The following is an 18,807-nucleotide window of genomic DNA, read 5'->3' as shown; positions in this document are numbered from 1 at the left end:
GGGCTTTTTAGTATGAGCTATTAGAGCTTAAACTTATTTCGATCCAGTCGACTTCTGCATTTTTTCTATAACTTGGTCAAGCGAGAAACTTGCAGCTTTTTGACGTGGTGGGAATTCTTTAAAAGTACTGAGGAAACCAGCAACATATTCCTGTGCAGGAACGAGAAAGAATACATGATCCATCAACCAGTCATAATAAGTATTGGATGTAAAGTAGGCGCGTTCATAAGGGTCGCGACGTAAATTAAAGATGAGTGGGACACGGAGTTCAGTCCAAGGCTCAATCCAAGCGCGAAGAGTGCCACGAGCTTTCTGTTCCATGAACAAAGCTTTCCAATCGTTATAGCGAAGAGCTGTGAGGTCACCGTCATCAGAGAAATAGAAAATTTCTTTACGTCCTGATTTATCAGTTTTCCCTGTGAGCATAGGCAAGATATTGTAACCATCTAAGTGAACTTTATACTCACGACCAATAGCTTTTACACCACCTTTTTTAAGGTCCTCTTTAATGGTTTCATTACCTGCGATTGCAAGGAAAGTTGGTAACCAGTCCATGTGGTGAACAATTTCATTTGAAACTGAACCAGGCTTAATTTTACCAGGCCATTTAACCATGGCAGGCACACGCCATCCACCTTCCCAGTTGGTGTTTTTTTCACTCTGGAAAGGAGTCATTCCCGCATCGGGCCATGTATTCATGTGAACACCATTATCAGTAGAATAGAATACAAAAGTATTATCAGCAATACCCATATCATCTAATGCTTTTAGGAGTTGACCTACATGTCGGTCGTGCTCAACCATGCCATCGCCATACTCATCTTGGCCAGAAATTCCCTTCAGTTCCTCTTTAACGTGAGTTCTAAAGTGCATACGCGTACCATTCCACCAAGTAAAGAAAGGTTTTTTGGCCTTGTTTTGACGCTCCATGAAATCTATAGCAGCTGCTACGGTTTCGTCATCTACTGTTTCCATACGTTTTTTAGTTAACGGTCCAGTATCTTCAATTTTCCCATCAGCCGATGATTTGATAACACCACGAGGACCATATTTTTTTCTAAAAGCAGGATCTTTCGGATAGTCTGGAAGTTCTGGTTCTTCTTCAGCATTAAGGTGATAAAGATTACCTAGGAACTCATCGAAACCATGATTAGTCGGCAAGTGCTCGTCTTTGTCACCTAAGTGATTTTTACCAAATTGGCCAGTTGCGTAACCTTGGGCCTTGAGTAGTCCGGCAATTGTGGGGTCTGCAGGGTGCATCCCCATTTCAGCTCCAGGGAGACCTACTTTTGATAAGCCTGTTCTAAAGACAGATTGACCCATGATAAATGAAGAACGACCAGCAGTACATGATTGCTCACCATAATAATCAGTAAAGATCATGCCGTCTTTGGCAATGCTATCAATGTTGGGAGTGCGGTATCCCATAAGACCCATTGTGTAGGCACTTATGTTGGATTGGCCAATATCATCGCCCCAAATAACAAGAATATTGGGCTTTTCTGTTGCTGCTGCGGCACCCATACTAAGGGAAAAGAGACTCCCAAGTGCCAAGGCTTTTGTTAAGTTCATATTGATCTCCTCTATTTTGGATCTTCATAAGGAATAAGCCCAAAGAAGAATACGCAAAATATAAAGAAGGAGATGAGCTGAAATTATTAAGAATTTAACTAAAAGTTAACAATCACCTAAAGTCAAAGCCCAAAAATTTCATATTATCATTCTGGGAGTACTTTTTATTCTTGAGGTACTCGCGGCGCGCCAAGCATAATTCATTCATAAACTTCGTCTTATCAAAGTGAGCTTCATTTACGGTGAAGAGTGTATGATTTAGCTCCCTGTATTGTTTCCCTAAATTTAGAAAAGAGTTTTTTTGTATAAATTCTTCTAAAGAGATAAAGCCGAACTTTTTTACCCAAAAATCTATTTGGATATAGAGTTCTTCATCGCTAAGTCGAGGAGAGTTTTTCTTTAAAGTAGAAAAGATATATTTTTCGCTAAGCTTCCTCTGCTGTTTCCAAGCTTCAACTCGTTTTTTAAGTTGAGTTCTAAATAGCAATAGAGCTAGAATAGGAACTAAACTGAAGAGCCAATACAGGTATTTATTTTGAGGTGAGGCTACTTCTTGAATTTGTTCTTGCTTGTAGAGTGGATTGGGGGCAATTTTTAATGTTCTTGACTCAAGAAGATGTTCTTTGATTTGCTTGTTATTCGGATTAAATGAGTAGAATTTAATAGCGGGTAAAGTCACCTTACCTTCTTCTTTGAAGAGGTAGGTAAAAGCATCAATTCGTTTCGCTGAAAAATCACCTCGCACCATGGAATCATTTAATTTGGCTTTCTCTGGGTAGATAGAAAAACTAGCTGGAGGCTCAATGATGATGGGGCTGAAAATCATCGCTAAATTATTGTCGGCAGTTTGAGTAATCGTTCTTTTTATGGAGTCGCCGGCTTTGAAGAGCTGTTTATCTAAATCTTTATCCCAGCTTTCATCAACTTGATAGTTTTCACTGACAATGAAGGACTTTTGGCTTAGACTTTTAGGAAGCTGAGTTTCAATACTTATGGGCTTAGACTTGAGAGTAACTCTTTCGGCTTTTTTGCCCACGCGCGCAATACCATACTCTACCTGAAAAGCAGGGATCGTGACCCTGCCGGCTTTGCGAGTAAAAATGGCAAAAGTATGTATTTGTTTGGTATAAGTCTGTCCATCCTTTTCTAAGTTACCGAGAACCGGTGACCCCGGAATTTTAAAAATCACTGCCTCTTTGATTTCGGGGATATCAAAACGAGGAGTACCAGAAAACCAAGTCGGGGAATGAAGTTCTACATAAAGGTCAAGCTTTTGACCGACCCATTGTTGTTCTAGCTTTTTAAAACTCGTACTCACAAAAGGTGCGCCTTCATTCTTTTCCTGGGAAAAAATGATTAGGGGAACAATCACTAAGTAATAAAGTAGTTTATTCACTAGCTTTTCCTTCACGACTAAGTTGATACGAGAATTTGATTTTCATGAAGTCAGCAGGCTTAGTTTGCACTCGGCGCAACCATAATTCATTGATCTCGGCTTCGTTCATCGCTTCTTCGCTGGTGACATCATCAGAACTCTGATTATTATTGGCAGGCTGATCGTTAAAGACAATCTCATCGGCACCGAGCATACCCCCAGTGCCCTCATCCATTTTGTCTTTGGCATCGTTTAAAACTTTTTGGCGATTTAGAGCAATGGCTCGATTAAATTTTGCTTCGTTGAATTGAGCATTGAGTTCGATAGCCCGATCATAAGATTTAATCGCGAGCTCATATCTACCCATCATAATTAGTGCATTAGCAGAGTTAAAATAGGCTTTGGCAGTTCCCTTTTGATTAAAGGCAATGGCGGCATCTTCAAATTGAGCATCTTTGTAGAGAGATTGCCCACGCATCATTGGCGATTCAAAAAGTTTTGCGGCCTTGGCAAAATCACCTTTATCAAGAGCAGTTTGTCCTTGCTGGTTTTTCGTTTGCCAAAAATCTTTTAAACTGTTGACCTCGTGTTGATTGATAGCATAGAAGGAAACACTGACTAAAACAGCACTAATAAAAACGATGTGATATAGAAGCTTCTTACTCATAATTTAGCTCCCAACCTTTGCGGAACCAGAGCAAAGAAAGCATCAGTAAAATGGGAACCAAGGCATAACCCGAATCTTTCCAGCGCTCCCCTCCTTCTTTCATAGAAGCCTGCATACTGCTTTCTATATTTGAATTTAGTTCTTTTAAATCTTTTTCATCAAGAGTCATTTTTATAAGCCTGCCACCAAACTGCTGCGCAATATTTTTTAAATCATCTTCATTCACGGGCTGAACTAGGGGGCTGCCAATGGGAGTCTTGGCACCCGGCGGGCCTGCACTCGCATAAACTTGCACTGCAAAGGGGTACTTAATTTGACTCAGTTCTTTTTGTTCTTGCGGATTAATGCCATCAGTCATTAGTAGTACTGTACCTGGGATTTTGCCTTCTTGGAGAACTTTATTGGCAAGGTCTAGGGCTTTGACTAGCGAGCTTCCTTCCTTGGGCATAAGGCTTGGGTCGAGTTCGGCTGCAAAATGAGACAAAATCTTTTGATCCTCAGTAAGCGGTAGTACGAGGTGAGCACTACCCGCGTAGGCAATGAGCGCAGTTTTTGTCCCTTTTCGTAGCTCTAAAAGATCTTTAATTTTTTGGGCACTTCTACTCAGCCGACTAGGCTGAACATCTTGTGCCAGCATAGAGGGGGTTGTTTTGAGGATAATGACTAAGGCAGCCTGATCTTCAGTGAAAGGAGAAGCTTCTTTTTCGTAAGTTGGGCCAGCTAAAGCGAATATGCTTAGGAATCCAGCAAAAATGAATAGGTGATGAGGTCGAATACGTGACTTCTTTCCAGAACTAATTAAGAGATGCTCGAGAAGATGAGGCGCTATGATTTTCCCCCAGAGTTCTAGGACATTGTGACGTTTGAGCAAGAAATAGCTCAGCAAAAACATGGGAATTAAGGCCAATAAAAAATAAGGGCGAATGAAATGGAAATCAGTCAAGCTTCACCACCTTACTTTGCTTGGTGTGCCGCGATATTTTATAGAGTTTATAAAAATGATAAAACATGATCAAAGCTAAAAAACAGGCTAAGGGAATATGGTAGAGTTCTTGTTTAGGGCGATGGCTGACGGTTTCGAGTTCGCGAACACCAATTTTGTCAATTTCCGTATAAATACCCTCGAGCTCCTGGCGATTTCCAGCCCAAAAGTACTGACCCTGACTTAAGGATGAAATTTCTTTTAGAGTGACTTCGTCAAGCGCTTGTTCCCCTGCAGCTGCGGGATCGCCAACTGCAACGGTATGAATCACAATGCCTTTATCGCGAGCAATCTGAGCTGCCTTCACTGGTGCAACTAGACTTCCGGTATCATTGCCATCGGTAAGTAAGATAAGGACTTTATCATCTAAATCACTCTGATCAAAAATACTGATAGAGAGACCAATGGCATCACCCAGCATAGTCTGCGGACCAGCCATGCGAACTTGTGCTTCATCCATCAGTTCTTGGCAAATTTCTAGATCTTCGGTAAAGGGCATTTGAATAAAGGCAGCGCTTCCAAAGAAAACTAAACCAACGCGGTCGCCTTCGCGTTTAGTCAGAAAATCACTGAGGACTTCTTTAACTGAATCGAGGCGTGTAACATTTTCACCGGACTTATTTTTAAAATCTTTAGTGTCCATTGACCCAGAGAGGTCGACCGCAAGTAATAGGTCTCGAGAGGCAATGGTTTTTGTTAGGGGGGCTTCGATGAATTGAGGGCGCGCCAAGGCAATCACTAATAGTAACCACGCGAGGTAAACAGTCAGTTTTTGAGCAAAAGATGAAGCTTTGGTATGAGCATGTTTGGGATTAAAACCAGTGAGTTTTATGAGCTCACTAAAAAAGGGCAGTTTAACTGATGATTTGTGCTCTTTGTGCTCAGGTAAAAACTTAATTAAGAGCAGAGGCAAAAGGGCTAAACTCAGTAAAATTGGGTAGGCAAAAGCAATCATGGCTTATAAGCCTCACATATTTGATGAGTTTTTATCCAGAGCTTAGAATTTGCAATGAGAGCTTCGATTTCGTTCTCATTAATAGCAGCAATGCTTTCATCTCTATCGTAGGCTAAAACAGGAAGTAGTTTAAAGGTATCTCGTTCAAGTTTACTTTGAGTGTGGTGAAGAAATTCAATCCAAGTCGTACCACTAAAACTCAAGGATTGCGGGGCAAATTGATAGGCAACTTTTTTGAGGGTGAGGGGGATGTGTCTGAGAGTACTCTGATCTTTTTGATTGCGCCATAAATCTTCGATTTTGCGTATTTCGCACAAGCCAGCGCGACGATAAGAATTTTTTTTATAGGCTTTAATCGTGAAAAATAAAATATAAAAAACAAGGATGCCGAGCAAGCTAAATAAAATAATCCAGCCAGGAGCATTTTCCGCTTCAAGAGGGGGGATAATATTTTCTTTAAGTTCATTAAGACTAGTGAGTTTTTTCATGAACGCGAGCCCTTCATCACATTGGGTTTGTGCGCTCTTTTGAGTTGTTGGCCACCGAGCTTCTTGCGGAGTTGCTCCGCGACATCTTCATCTGTATTGAGCGGTAAAACGGGAACGTCAAATTTTCCTAGAGCATCACTTAGACTCTTTAATCGACCTTGCAGTAGGTCGGGGATAGCTTCCCTGAGTTTGGCTTGACTCAAATCGAGTTCAACTTGATCTACGCCATCACTCACTCGTATGGGGAAATGGTTTTCGGGAAATTCCTTAGCTAATTCATCGTAAATCAAAACCAGCACCACATCATTGTGTTGGCGTAGAGCGCGAACATGATGATAGGTTTTTTCATCCATCCCATGAAAATCAGATATGACGATAATTAAATTATTGTGTCGAGCTTTGTGGAGCAGTTTTTCTAAACTCGAGTTCAGCATGCCTGGAGACTCTGAAATATCCTTGTCGACAGCGAGTTGCTGATTAAGTTTTACTGCTTCGTTCAAGATTGCCATGGTGGATTTGCGACTGCGTTGGGCCTTAAATTCACGACTTTCTGAATCATTGAAGAGAATGGCGCCAACGCGATCCCCCGTGTCTAAAACTTTCCAAGCGCCTAAGGCTAAAGCTTCTACTGCCGTTACCGATTTAAAAGACTTTTTTGAACCAAAAAACATACTCAAACGCTGGTCTAAGACAAACATAACTTCACGTTCTTTTTCTTCACCATAAACGCGAACATAGGCCTTGCGAGTGCGATTACTCACTTTCCAATCAATAGTGCGCGTATCATCGCCCTTTTGATAAAGACGCAATTCTTCAAAGTCGAGGCCTCTGCCCCTCAAGCGGGACGCCTGACGCCCAGCCAGCAAACTCTGTAAAGGCTGCCTTGGGAGGAAGTGAAAACCTGAGGCTTTATGCTGAAGACGAATCACATCCTCGACTTGGATATAGACCCCTACTGTTGATTTTTTCTTCAAATATAAGCCTAAATAACGGGTACTTTTTCAATCATTTTATCGATGAAATCATCAACACTTAGCCCCTCGGCACTCGCTTCATAGCTGAGCACTAGACGATGGCGAAGGCAGTTATGGAGAATGGCTTTCACATCATCGGGTGTGACGTGATCACGATCTTCTAACCAAGCATGAGCGCGAGCCGATTTATCGAGGGCCAGAGTCCCACGTGGGCTTGCACCAACCGCAACATAATCGGCGTATTCAGAGCCAATAAGTGAGGGCTTACGCGTAGCACTTATGAGGCGAACAATGTATTGCTCAACGTTTTCAGAGACATGAATCTCTTTAATATCATCACGTGCTTGGAAGAGGGTGTCTTGACTCATTGTTTCAGCTTTTATTGTTGCCGTTTGTTTTTGTTCTCCACGAACCAAACGCATGATCTCTAACTCGTCTTCATCGGAACCGTATTGCACTAAAATATGCATCATAAAGCGATCCATTTGTGCTTCCGGAAGGGGGTAGGTTCCCTCTTGTTCGACGGGGTTTTGTGTGGCTAGAACCATGAAAAGTTTTGGCATTGCATGAGTTTTGCCCGCGACAGTGATTTGTTTTTCTTCCATGGCCTCCAAAAGGGCTGCTTGGACTTTGGCTGGGGCGCGGTTGATTTCGTCGGCGAGGACGAGGTTGGCAAAGATGGGACCTGGTTCAAATTTAAAGCGCTGATCGCTATTTTCACCGAGATAAACTTCGGCACCAGTGATATCGGAAGGAAGTAAATCGGGGGTAAACTGAACTCGACTATAATCCGATTCTATATTTTTTGATAAACTCTTTACCGCACGTGTCTTTGCAAGACCAGGAAGTCCTTCGAGGAGAAGGTTGCCGTCGGCAAGGAGGCCGATAATGAGGGCTTTTACGACATCTTTTTGGCCGATGATGGAGGATTCGATTCGTCCTTGTAAGGCCTTGAATTCTTGGAGAGTTTGAGACATTTCTATTTCCACACAGTTTATGTATTCAATGCAATCGACTTAAATAAAAAAGCACCAGATAAATCTGGTGCTTAGCAGTGTTTTTTATTGACGAGAGCTAGGGATGAGTTTTTGCATGTTTTTCAGCTTTTTTTGAAGCTCTAGCATGTCTATTGTGTTATAACCCACATCTGCGACACTGAGTATTTGTCCCTTTTGGTAAGGGTATTCAAAGAAGCCTGCGGCCATTTGTTCTATCTGTTGTTGTATAGGAACAAAGAGCCACATTTGGTCGCCATACCAACGGATATACATATCCGAATGTTTGGCCATCATTTCGTAGGGATCAGCTTTAAGATGAGTGATTTCAGGCCAGTTGGTTTCGAAGCGAACGCCTTGCGCCACGTTGCCAATGAGTTGTGCAAAGCTGACTTTCCAGTCAGTCCAGCGAATAGCTGTTAATTCACCATTAGCCGACCAATAAATATAGGATTCTCTTGGGACGTCTTTGACTTCTCCCTTAAAGTAGGGGAGGTAATTGTAACCAGCGAGCTTGACGCGCCAGTTTTTACCATTGGCCTGATGGCCTGCTTTAGACATAAGTTTTTTCTTAACATCAGGCTCACCTGCAGCCGCTAAAAAAGTAGGCATCCAATCCATGTGAGAAATCATATCATTGTACTTGGTGTTAGCTTTAATTGTGCCAGGCCATTTCACGAGAAGAGGTACGCGGTGCCCACCCTCAAAGTTAGTTCCCTTTTCACCATGAAAAGGAGTTATCCCACCATCAGGCCAAGTAAAAGTTTCAGCACCATTATCAGTTGAGTACATGACAATTGTATTGTCTGCAATACCTAATTCGTCGAGTTTGTCGAGTAATTGACCAACGTGACCATCGTGTTCAACCATGCCATCAGCGTAAATGCCGACACCTGTTTTGCCATAGGATTCTTTTTTAAGGCGCGTCCAAACATGCATGCGAGTGGAGTTGAACCATAAGAAGAAAGGTTTTTCAGCTTTGTGAGCACGATCCATGAAGTCGAGCCCGTGGGCCAGGAAATCTTCATCACAGGTCTCCATGCGTTTGCGAGTCATTGGGCCAGTGTCTTCGATTTTGCCGTCAGAAGTCGATTTAATAACGCCACGAGGACCGTATTTCTTGCGGAATTCAGGATCTTTTGGATAATAATAAGTTTCGGGTTCTTCTTCTGCATTGAGGTGATAGAGGTTACCATAGAATTCATCGAAACCATGATTGGAGGGGAGATGCTTGTCTTGATCACCAAGATGGTTTTTGCCAAAGTGAGCAGTCATGTAACCATGGTTTTTGAGCAGGTCACCAATAGTTGGAGCCCAATCGGGTATGCCATGATCGGATCCGGGCATACCAATAGTGAGGAGGCCAGTTCTAAAAGGAGATTGACCCAAGATAAAAGCGGCGCGACCTGCCGTGCATGTTTGCTCACCATAAGCATCTGTAAAGAGAGCGCCTTCATTACCGATTCTATCAATATTAGGTGTTTGATAACCCATGATACCGTGATTGTAAGCACTGATATTGTGAACGCCAATATCATCGCCCCAGATGACGAGAATATTAGGCTTTTCAGTAGCCGCGTAAGCAGAGCCTACTGTGAGAGCTGCCGCAGCAACGAATTTTTTTAAAGAGATCATTTACCCATAATTCCTTGTTTAATTTTAGGATTACTAAAGGTATCCGAAGCTCGAGTGAAGTAGTAATGTTTTGTGCTTCAAAAACAGGAAATTAACCATTCTTTAACATAAACTAAAGCTAGTGAGGCATTCTTTGCCTTATTTAAACTTTTTGAGCTCAATCAAGAGCAAGTCAGCATTGAAGGTGCGCTCATTAATAATGGCATGTTGAAGGGCTAAAATTTGACTACAGAGTGCTTTATTTTGTTTATCTCGCATGAGGATTTTAAGGGAATAAATCTCATGCGAAGAGTTTTTTGCTTTCAGCAAGAGGTAGACAGAAATAAGTGCTTGGCGCAAGTCGCCTTTTGCGACATTCGTTTTTATGGATTTGAAGAGTTTGCGACGAGTGGAAGTTTTTATGAAATAAACAAGAGCAATGAAAAGACTAAGGCCAATTAAAGCAAAGATGATTTCATTGATATAAGTCATGGGAAATTACTTAATGAGTTCCTTCCATTCTAACTTTTTCTGCATATAGAAAAAGATTAATTCTTGTTTGTTTCTTTTTCTAGAAATGAGTTCTTGGCGGTAGTCAATTTGGAATTGGCAACGAGCTAGGATATTCTGATAATGATTTAAAAAACGGGATTCTTTATCGAGTTCAATTTTAGTCATGGCATTCAATTGTTCTTGCCAAAACTCTTTCTCCTTATTAACCTCATCTTTGAACTCCTCCTCACTGATGACTTTATCAATGTAGGCTTGGATTAAGTGATCACTATTTATCCATTCTTTATCTTGATTATCAGCTATTTTTTGAGTGAGCTGTTCAAAAACAATTATTGGTTTTGAGTGAATCAAACCGCTTTTCCAAACACCCATACAGATGAGTGGCAGACAAGTTAGCCCCAAGAAAACTTTAGGCATAAATTGTGCACGGCGTTTTTTGGGATCAAGCGAGCGGCTCATAATTGCAGCTCCGATAAAACCGCCGAGTAAGCCGCCAAAGTGGGCCGCATTATCAATGCCAGGAACTGACATGCCGAATAAGAAGTTGAGAACAACGATTTGCATCATGCTATTTTTAAGGCTTTTAAAGGCAGTTGTCGGAACTTCGTTGCGGCGCATCACTAAGAATGCACAAATCATACCGACTACGCCAAATACGGCTCCAGAGGCACCTGCACTTATGATGCCATCAGCATTCCACAGGAGGCTCGCCAAACTGCCCATAAAGGCCGAAAAGATGTAAATGATGATGTAGCAAACTGGGCCAAGTAGTTTTTCGCTGAGTCGGCCAATGGCGTGCAGGAAATACATGTTGCAGGCAATATGCAAAATACCGAAGTGAAGCCAGGCACAAGTGAAGAGGCGCCAAGGCTGATCAATAGTTTCAAAAATTCGGTTACTGCCCCATTTAATGAATACATCTAGATTTTGAGGGTTAATAATATTCAGTTTTTCGCCTCCATACATGAGGACAAAAACCAAAATATTGAGGGCAATGATTACCGTGGTGACAGGTGTTTTCTTTGCGCTGTAATCAAGGTTTTGCATGAAGTCTTGGCTTTCTTGAGCCTCTTTTTGAAGAGGCAAGTAAGACATGAGGTCCTTTGCTTCTTCCTTACTTTCAAAGACCATCGCAAAAGTTTGTGGACCCTGGGGAGAATGGATGCGGATACGCAATTCATTATTTTGCAGCTGAAGAGTATCTATATCGCTCAAGGGAATGCGAACATCGCGATCAGCCATGACCAGAAGTAGGTAGTTTGAGTAAAATTGTAAAGAAGCGGGCAGCTCACGCAAGGAACCCTCGATATTGACCAAAACTTTAACGCTTTTCGAAACTAAGTAGTCCATGGCATCAACTCAAAGTGGGTTTCGGACGCATGAAAATCAGTAGGGAGAGAACCTTTTTCCGAATCGAGCCCAGGGTAGTAGGGCAGACAAGCGAGATTCGGTGCCATTTGCGCAAGTCGCAAAAGATTATCATTCTCAATGACTTCTAATTCTTCTTCTGGCCTCATAAGGATAGTCGAAATCTGATCAATGCCATGCTGTTGGAGATAATTGATTGTCAGCTTGCTATGATTAAGCGTTCCTAAAGCAGTGGAACTGACGACAATGGCTTGCGCATTTAAAGCTTTACAGAGGTCGTGCATTTCATCTTCATCATTTAGGGGGACGGCAATGCCTCCCGCGCCTTCGACGATTAAGTAATCGGGCTCGTATTCCTGGGCAAACTTATCAATCTTTTCAATCAAGTGAGCCAGGGTGATGGGACGATTTTCTTCTTGAGCAACCAGGTGTGGTGAGGCGGGGATATGAAAGTTCATGCAACAAAGTGTGCCCACCATTTTGGGTGCCGAGGCTTTGACGTATTCTAAATCAACCGAGAGTAAAACTTCTCCACAGGGAATACCGCCGGTTTGCACAGGCTTTACGTAGGCAACTTTATGGCCTTGCTCACTGAGTTCACGGCAGAGCCAAGCACTGGCAATGGTTTTGCCCACGCCAGTTCCCGTACCGGTGATAAATAGAGTCTTCACCCTTTCTTCTTTTGCTGAGTACGCATTTTTTTACGGGCGCGTTTCTCTTCAAGGATTTCTTTATCCAGAGCTTTGTTACGCTTGACTTGGCGTTCTTCGCGTTCGCCCTGTCCACGTTGGTAACGAGCGTGAAAGTCTTGACGGAACTCTTCGAAGCGATCTTCCTTAATGGCCAAGCGAATGCGTTCCATAAGGCGCAGGTAAAAGTGCAAGTTGTGGTAAGTCATCAAACGCATGCCAGAGAATTCGTTGGTACTGAGTAAGTGACGAACATAGGCACGGCTATAGCCCGTACAAACTTTGCAGTCACATTCGTCATCAATGGGACCAAAATCATTGCGCCATTTAGAGGCTTTGATCTGTACTTGTCCGCTAGAAGTATAAGCCGTTCCGTGACGAGCGACACGCGTGGGGAGAACGCAGTCAAACATATCGACTCCACGAGCCACTGATTCCACTAACTGCGGGGGTGTGCCGACTCCCATGAGGTAGCGCGGTTTATCTTCGGGAAGTTCAGGTAAAACCCAATCAAGTGTTTTGAGCATTTCTTCTTCGGGCTCACCCACAGAGAGGCCGCCAATTGCGTAGCCCGGTAAATCCATATCAGCTAAATAACGCGCCGATTCAATGCGTAGATCTTCGAAGGTTGATCCTTGTACAATACCAAAGAGCATTTGATGTGGGTGCAATTCAACTTTGGCACATTCGTCGCCCCAACGCTGAGTGATTTCTAGGGATTCTTTGGCTTGCTCATAAGTTGCTGGGTAAGGCGTGCATTCGTCAAAGATCATCACAATATCTGAGCCTAGACTCTTTTGGATTTCCATGGACTCTTTTGGGCCGATAAAGATTTTTTCACCATCAATGTGTGATCGAAACTCAACGCCATCATACTTGAGCTTGCGCAATTTGGCCAAACTAAAAACTTGGTAACCACCAGAGTCAGTTAAGATCGGACGATCCCAATTGATGAATTTGTGCAGATCTCCCGCTTCATCAATAATGCGTAGGCCGGGACGGAGGTAGAGGTGGTAAGTATTGCCGAGGATGATTTTTGCGTCGAGCTCCATCATATCTTCGGAGTCCATAGTTTTGACTGAACCTACAGTACCTACGGGCATGAAAATGGGAGTGGGAACATCGCCGTGTGAAGTTTTTAAGGTGCCGAGGCGTGCTTCACCATCTTTTTTGTGGAGGGTAAAACTCATTAAAGGCTTTTCCGTTCAATCAATTCAATGCTATAACCATCGGGATCTTTCACAAAGGCAATCACAGTTGTGCCATGCTTCATGGGGCCCGGTTCACGAGTAATGATAACGCCGTCTTCGCGAAGCTTGTCGCAAACGGAATAAATATCTTCAACGCCAAGAGCAAAGTGACCAAAGCCATCGCCAATATCGTAGGACTCAGTTTCCCAGTTATGAGTGAGCTCGATTACAGTGTTGTCAGCTTCATCCCCATAGCCAATAAATGCGAGGGTAAATTTTCCGCCGGGATAATCTTTTTGGCGAATGAGTTTCATGCCGAAGTTTTCAGTGTAAAACTTGATGGAGCGTTCGAGATTGCCGACGCGAATCATAGTGTGAAGAAATTTCATCTATAAGGACCTAATTAATTATTTTATTCCGCCCACTTTACTTGCTAGAGGCACATCTTCAAGAATCCCAATGTTTATTAATCAAGCAAGTACCTCGTTTGGCTAGAAAATGTGTATAGAATGCCGAGGCCATGGCATAGAGCATGACTTAGCTATTGAGCACACTATAGAAAGAGTTTCTATCCACAGATTTCGCAGACAATCACAGATTAATAAATAATATTTAGCGAACTTAGTTTAATCTTATTCTATTATCCATTTAACGATGTAGTTCTTTATTTTGAATGAAAATGTGACCGTGCCGAAGCATAACTCAGTCCATGGATATAGAGGCTGTGTGAAAAACAGCCCACATTAGGGCTGAAAGCCCGACAAATTCTAGCATGCTACCGTGAGGTGCATGTACCATGTTCGCAATAATCAGCAAGGGCCCCATTTGGGGTCCGACACTATATGCCGAACTCACAAGTGAGCCCTTGTTGAGATTTTAACTCATATTCTGTGGCTCACGCCACAGGCTAATCCATGTCGGTGTCTAGCACCTGAAAAATGTATTTTTCACACAGCTTCTTTAAGCATAGGATCTTAATTTCACGTCACATCTCGTTCTGACGGAACGGCGCATAAATAATCGTATAATCTTAAATCTTTCTTCGATATTAATCTGAGTCATCTGTGGATTAATTCTCGGAGTCTTCTACACCATCGGTGGTGGAAGCTGTTTCAATGGGACTAAGCGTTTTTGAGTATTCAAAATACAGGAATGATTTATTCGCTTGTAAAATTTACTTAGCAAGACCAAATTCATTTATGGATAAAAATGATGAATATAGCAAACTCAGTCGGCGGGCGATTCAATTTTCGATGGCCACGGGGCTTATTCTACTTATCTCAAAATTTATAGCCTGGAATTTTACGGGTTCAGCCACGCTACTCTCCTCCTTAACAGACTCAAGTTTAGACTTCTTGGCTTCTCTCCTAAGTTTTGCCATCCTAAGCTATTCCTTAAAACCTGCAGATGATGATCATCGTTTTGGTCATGGAAAGGCCGAGGGCTTGGCGGCTCTATTCCAATCGGGCATTGTATTGATTGCGGGGCTAAGTGTTTTATATCAAGCAGGTGAACGCCTATTTGATCCAGCACCTATGGAGAAAACGGGCTTGGCGATTGGGATTATGCTTTTTTCTTTGGCTTTAACTTTAGCGCTCATTACTTATCAGCAAAAAGTTTATAATATCACGGGCTCTTTAGTAGTAAAGGCTGATCGTGCGCATTTTGTTTCTGATATTTGGGCGAATGTAGGGGCGGTAGTTGCTTTGATCCTAGCTTACTTAGGCATTCCTTATGCAGATGCGATTGGTGGAATTATTGTGGCTCTTTTAATTGTGAAAGCAGCATGGGAAGTTTTTGAGCATGCCTTAGAAATGTTATTGGATCATGAACTTCCAGAAGAAGATGTAAAAGAATTCGAGGCGATTATCCAAGCAGAACAGAATATTTTAGGCTTTCATGATGTACGGACGCGACGTTCGGGCAAAACTCTTTTCTTTCAAGTACATTTAGAATTTGAGGATGATGTTTTACTCATGGATGCCCATGAAGTGGCGGATCGCATTGAAGACAAAGTTCAAGCACGCTGGGAAAATTCTGATTGCCTAGTCCACATGGATCCGATTAGTGCCGTTAATCCAGAGCTTATTACTCATCGCCAAAAGCTGCTAAGTCGACAATAATTGCGGACTTCGCAAAAGCTGCATCAAATTCCATCGCCAAGCGATGGCACTTTAATTAGGCCCACATGTAAATGTGGGTATAGAATATGTTGAAAAATTAATTGTGCCCTTGGGTACAAAACCTATCGGCATTGCAAATCATTTTTAACGGATAAATCCTGGGATTGACATCCCAGGCTATTTAAAGTGTAATGGCCTTGCCATAATGAAGGAAAAAAAATCATCCATAGATTAACACAGATAAAATTGCCAAGGGATAACTGGTCACTTTTTCAAAGCAGGAAGGATTCCTGCGCTCGTGCGCCTGAGAGCGCACACAATCAATGAGGTGAAAGTCCTCATCAACAAAGGCTGATTATGTTGTAGTCGAACCTAACTGCGTTGTCGTGAGGCGGGGTGGAGAGCAAGGCAAGACGAAACAGCAGTCCGTAGGATGACGAACTCGATTCGGCTTTATAGTACTGGCGAGCCTGCGTGCGCTTGGCGAAGCTTGGAACAGAAAGAAAAAAAAAAAAGGTAGTTCTGAAAATCCTCTATGCTGAATATCAGCGAGTAGCAAAGCAGTAGAGGAAGTCTATAGGGTGGTTGGAGACGGAATGCCGTGAAGGTTGTGTGACGTTAATCAGGGAGATCTGCATGTGCAGTGCAATAAGGCATGCAGAAGTCAGAGCTCTCATAGTAGTAAAGAAGGCGGTGAAAGCCGTCAGAGCGAAGGAGAGTAGGAAGATGAAACTGAGAAGAAAAGAATGAAGGAATGAAACAATTGTCAGAGACGACTAAACATTCATGGGAGCAGTTAGGGCGCACCGAAGAGATTCGTGCGTGGGCCTCAACTTCAGTCTGGACAGATCAGATGCTGGGAACTCTTGAAACAAGAGTTGAAGGTAGGAAATGGTATAGCTTAATAGATAAAGTAGCGCGAGAAGTGAACCTTGTAGAAGCCTGGGAATCTGTTCGTGCAAACGGCGGGAGTCACGGGGTGGATATGGTGAGCTTGGATCGTTATGAATCAGAGTTAGAGCACAATACTGAACAATTGATGAAGCAATTACAGGCGGGGACTTACCTTCCGCAATGCGTTCGCAGGGTAGAGATCCCAAAAGCCGACGGTAAAACGCGTGCATTGGGAATACCAACCGTGCGAGATAGAGTTGTTCAGACTGCGCTCAAGAATGTTATTGAACCGATATATGATGCGGAATTTTCTGCACAGAGTTTTGGTTTTCGTCCGCAACGGGGATGTAAAGACGCGCTTAGGCGGGTTCATCATCTACTTACGCAAGGACAGCTCTATGTCGTTGATGCGGACATTCAAAGTTACTTTGATATGATACCGCACGACAAACTCATGGCACGAGTCAAAGAGAAAATAAGTGATGGCAAGGTCCTTGACCTTATAGAAGCTTTCCTCAAAGCGGGGATATTCGACGGAATCAAGGAGTGGGAACCCGAGAAAGGGACTCCGCAAGGAGGCGTAATTAGCCCACTGCTCGCCAATATTTATCTCGATGAATTCGACCATAGGATGAGAGACGCTGGTTTTGAAATAGTGAGGTATGCGGATGACTTTCTGGTGATGTGCGATAATGCAAAATCGGCTAAACGGGGCTTGCGCAAGATAAAGCGTTGGATGAAGGCCCATGGTCTGAATCTTCACCCCGATAAAACCCGAATTGCCGACATGAATCAGCAAGATGAGTACTTTGAATTTCTAGGTTATCACTTTGAGCGTTCGAAAAGGACGGGCAGAATAAATAGGTGGCCCCGAAAACAGAGTATGGCTAAAATTAAGGATACTATACGCAAGCGTACGAGGCGTTGTCATTGGCAATCCATAGAAGAAATTATTAAAGCCCTCAGGCCTAGTCTCAAAGGTTGGTATGAGTACTTCAAGCATTCCAATCGTTGGACCATGCTCGAAGTTGATGCTTTCTTTCGAAGAAGGTTGCGCAGTATCATCGCTAAGTACAACCGTAAGAGAGGTACTCATCGGATTATCGATAACAAGAAATATACCAAGAAATACTTTGTAGAACTAGGGTTCTTTTCACTGGAAGAGGCCTGGTTACTGGAATCTCAGTCTCTTCGGAGTAAGCATTGACCGGAGAGCCGTATGCGGGAGATCCGCACGTACGGTTCGGAAGGAGGGGAGGCTCCGCAAGGAGCTTTCCCTACCCTTATCCAGCAAAAAACTCTGTGTCTTAGCGTCTCTGCGTGATCAATTATAACTATAAATAAAGGTACGATATAGAGAAAAAAATCATCCATAGATTAACACAGATAAAATTGCCAAGGGGTAACTGTTCACTTTTTCAAAGCAGGAAGGATTCCTGCGCTCCCAGCAAAAAACTCTGCGTCTTAGCGTCTCTGCGTGATCAATTATAACTATAAATAATGGGCATGACTTATAATGGGTCATGAAACGATTACTCATCGCCAAAAGCTAAAACCGAGCTGATATCTTTCGCGCCAGACAAGACCATAGCTAAGCGATCGACACCGAGGGCAATTCCACCTGCTTCGGGCATGCCATTTTCTAAAGCTTGCAGGAAATTTTCATCCAAATCATAAGTGATGCGTTTTTGCGACTTCCGCAAATCACGGCATTCTTGGAAGCGTTGACGCTGCTCATTGGCATTTGTCAGCTCGGAGTAAGCATTGGCGAGTTCTAGTCCATCTACGTATACTTCAAAGCGTTCAGCTAAATGCGGTGCATTTTGCTTTTTACGAGATAGCGCTGCCATGGAGGCTGGGTAATCATTAATCAGTGTGGGTCGTTCCTTACCCAAATGAGGTTCAACTTCAAAGCAGAGGGTCTCTTCAAAATTATTGTTTTCGATACTTTCTTCTAGGCTGATTTTTGCGTACTTAGCAAAGGCGTCTTCGAGGCTGAGAACTTCTAATTCTTGAGAAAAATATTCTTGGCGTGAATTCAGTTCTACTGAACAGAATTTAAAGAGTTCATGTAAGTCACCGGCAATTTTGCGGTAATCGCAATGAGCTTCATACCATTCGAGCATAGTGAATTCTTCGCGGTGGCGTTCACCATGTTCATGTTCGCGGAAGCAGGCACCAATTTGAAAGATTTTCTCTGCGCCTTCACAGAGCAAACGCTTCATGTGCAGTTCTGGCGAGGTTCGCAAAAACTTTCCATTTGCGGGAATCGCATCTATGTAATCTTCGAGTGCAGGGGTAATGAGGCGAATGGGAGTTTCGACTTCGATAAAGTCCCTCTGCCAAAAAAAACGGCGCAGAGCCTGTAGAAGGTCACTGCGCTGCTTGAGTGAGTTTAAACGAGACAA

17 protein-coding genes are annotated in these 18,807 nt (G+C 42.9%); 2 read left to right on the top strand and 15 right to left on the bottom strand.

What is annotated here, in order from left to right; genetic code table 11:
• Nucleotides 1-33 precede the first annotated feature (33 nt).
• The 14 genes from PQO01_RS02420 to gloA form a co-directional block, all read right to left on the bottom strand.
• The gene (locus tag PQO01_RS02420) at nucleotides 34-1,572 is read right to left on the bottom strand and encodes an arylsulfatase (RefSeq protein ID WP_274312448.1); all 1,539 of its coding nucleotides are present in this window, start codon (nucleotides 1,570-1,572) and stop codon (nucleotides 34-36) included.
• A gap of 112 nt (nucleotides 1,573-1,684) precedes the next feature.
• On the bottom strand, nucleotides 1,685-2,968 hold the full coding sequence (locus PQO01_RS02415; RefSeq protein ID WP_274312447.1) for a BatD family protein: 1,284 nt from the start codon (nucleotides 2,966-2,968) through the stop codon (nucleotides 1,685-1,687).
• Nucleotides 2,961-3,614, bottom strand: coding sequence for a tetratricopeptide repeat protein (locus PQO01_RS02410; protein WP_274312446.1), 654 nt, complete (start codon nucleotides 3,612-3,614; stop codon nucleotides 2,961-2,963). Before PQO01_RS02410 ends, PQO01_RS02415 begins: the two co-directional genes overlap by 8 nt.
• Nucleotides 3,607-4,557 carry a VWA domain-containing protein gene (locus PQO01_RS02405; RefSeq protein ID WP_274312445.1) on the bottom strand — a complete coding sequence of 317 codons (951 nt, stop codon included), beginning with the start codon at nucleotides 4,555-4,557 and terminating at the stop codon, nucleotides 3,607-3,609. The genes PQO01_RS02410 and PQO01_RS02405 overlap by 8 nt, the downstream gene beginning before the upstream one ends.
• Nucleotides 4,550-5,551, bottom strand: a complete 1,002-nt coding sequence (locus PQO01_RS02400) for a VWA domain-containing protein (protein ID WP_274312444.1) — start codon at nucleotides 5,549-5,551, stop codon at nucleotides 4,550-4,552. Before PQO01_RS02400 ends, PQO01_RS02405 begins: the two co-directional genes overlap by 8 nt.
• Nucleotides 5,548-6,039: a DUF4381 family protein gene (locus tag PQO01_RS02395; RefSeq protein WP_274312443.1), complete on the bottom strand. Its 492-nt coding sequence runs from the start codon at nucleotides 6,037-6,039 to the stop codon at nucleotides 5,548-5,550. Before PQO01_RS02395 ends, PQO01_RS02400 begins: the two co-directional genes overlap by 4 nt.
• A complete protein-coding gene (locus PQO01_RS02390; RefSeq protein WP_274312442.1) occupies nucleotides 6,036-7,013 on the bottom strand; it encodes a DUF58 domain-containing protein in 978 nt (325 codons plus the stop codon). The genes PQO01_RS02395 and PQO01_RS02390 overlap by 4 nt, the downstream gene beginning before the upstream one ends.
• 8 nt (nucleotides 7,014-7,021) lie before the next feature.
• Nucleotides 7,022-7,990: an AAA family ATPase gene (locus PQO01_RS02385; protein ID WP_274312441.1), complete on the bottom strand. Its 969-nt coding sequence runs from the start codon at nucleotides 7,988-7,990 to the stop codon at nucleotides 7,022-7,024.
• 84 nt (nucleotides 7,991-8,074) lie between these two features.
• Complete coding sequence (locus tag PQO01_RS02380; protein ID WP_274312440.1) at nucleotides 8,075-9,643, bottom strand: arylsulfatase; 1,569 nt, start codon at nucleotides 9,641-9,643, stop codon at nucleotides 8,075-8,077.
• A gap of 138 nt (nucleotides 9,644-9,781) precedes the next feature.
• A complete protein-coding gene (locus PQO01_RS02375) occupies nucleotides 9,782-10,114 on the bottom strand; it encodes a hypothetical protein (RefSeq protein WP_274312439.1) in 333 nt (110 codons plus the stop codon).
• Between the two features lie 6 nt (nucleotides 10,115-10,120).
• Nucleotides 10,121-11,485 (bottom strand): rhomboid family intramembrane serine protease, encoded by a 1,365-nt coding sequence (locus tag PQO01_RS02370; RefSeq protein ID WP_274312438.1) that lies wholly within the window; start codon nucleotides 11,483-11,485, stop codon nucleotides 10,121-10,123.
• Nucleotides 11,473-12,174, bottom strand: coding sequence for a dethiobiotin synthase (bioD, locus tag PQO01_RS02365; protein ID WP_274312437.1), 702 nt, complete (start codon nucleotides 12,172-12,174; stop codon nucleotides 11,473-11,475). Before bioD ends, PQO01_RS02370 begins: the two co-directional genes overlap by 13 nt.
• A complete protein-coding gene (tgt, locus tag PQO01_RS02360) occupies nucleotides 12,171-13,382 on the bottom strand; it encodes a tRNA guanosine(34) transglycosylase Tgt (protein WP_274312436.1) in 1,212 nt (403 codons plus the stop codon). Before tgt ends, bioD begins: the two co-directional genes overlap by 4 nt.
• Nucleotides 13,382-13,771, bottom strand: a complete 390-nt coding sequence (gene gloA / locus PQO01_RS02355) for a lactoylglutathione lyase (protein ID WP_274312435.1) — start codon at nucleotides 13,769-13,771, stop codon at nucleotides 13,382-13,384. The genes tgt and gloA overlap by 1 nt, the downstream gene beginning before the upstream one ends.
• 810 nt (nucleotides 13,772-14,581) lie before the next feature.
• On the opposite strand from gloA, the gene PQO01_RS02350 reads away from it, so the two are divergent.
• Nucleotides 14,582-15,505, top strand: a complete 924-nt coding sequence (locus PQO01_RS02350) for a cation diffusion facilitator family transporter (RefSeq protein ID WP_274312434.1) — start codon at nucleotides 14,582-14,584, stop codon at nucleotides 15,503-15,505.
• Nucleotides 15,506-16,259: 754 nt separating this feature from the next.
• Nucleotides 16,260-17,606: a group II intron reverse transcriptase/maturase gene (ltrA, locus tag PQO01_RS02345; RefSeq protein ID WP_274312433.1), complete on the top strand. Its 1,347-nt coding sequence runs from the start codon at nucleotides 16,260-16,262 to the stop codon at nucleotides 17,604-17,606.
• 325 nt (nucleotides 17,607-17,931) lie between these two features.
• On the opposite strand, the gene epmA is transcribed toward ltrA, so the two are convergent.
• A complete protein-coding gene (gene epmA / locus PQO01_RS02340) occupies nucleotides 17,932-18,807 on the bottom strand; it encodes an EF-P lysine aminoacylase EpmA (RefSeq protein WP_274312432.1) in 876 nt (291 codons plus the stop codon).

The sequence above is a fragment of the Lentisphaera marina genome (assembly GCF_028745505.1).
Classification (GTDB): domain Bacteria; phylum Verrucomicrobiota; class Lentisphaeria; order Lentisphaerales; family Lentisphaeraceae; genus Lentisphaera; species Lentisphaera marina.
The sequence above is the reverse complement of the archived record's forward strand: the minus strand, read 5'-3'. Positions and strand labels throughout refer to the sequence as shown.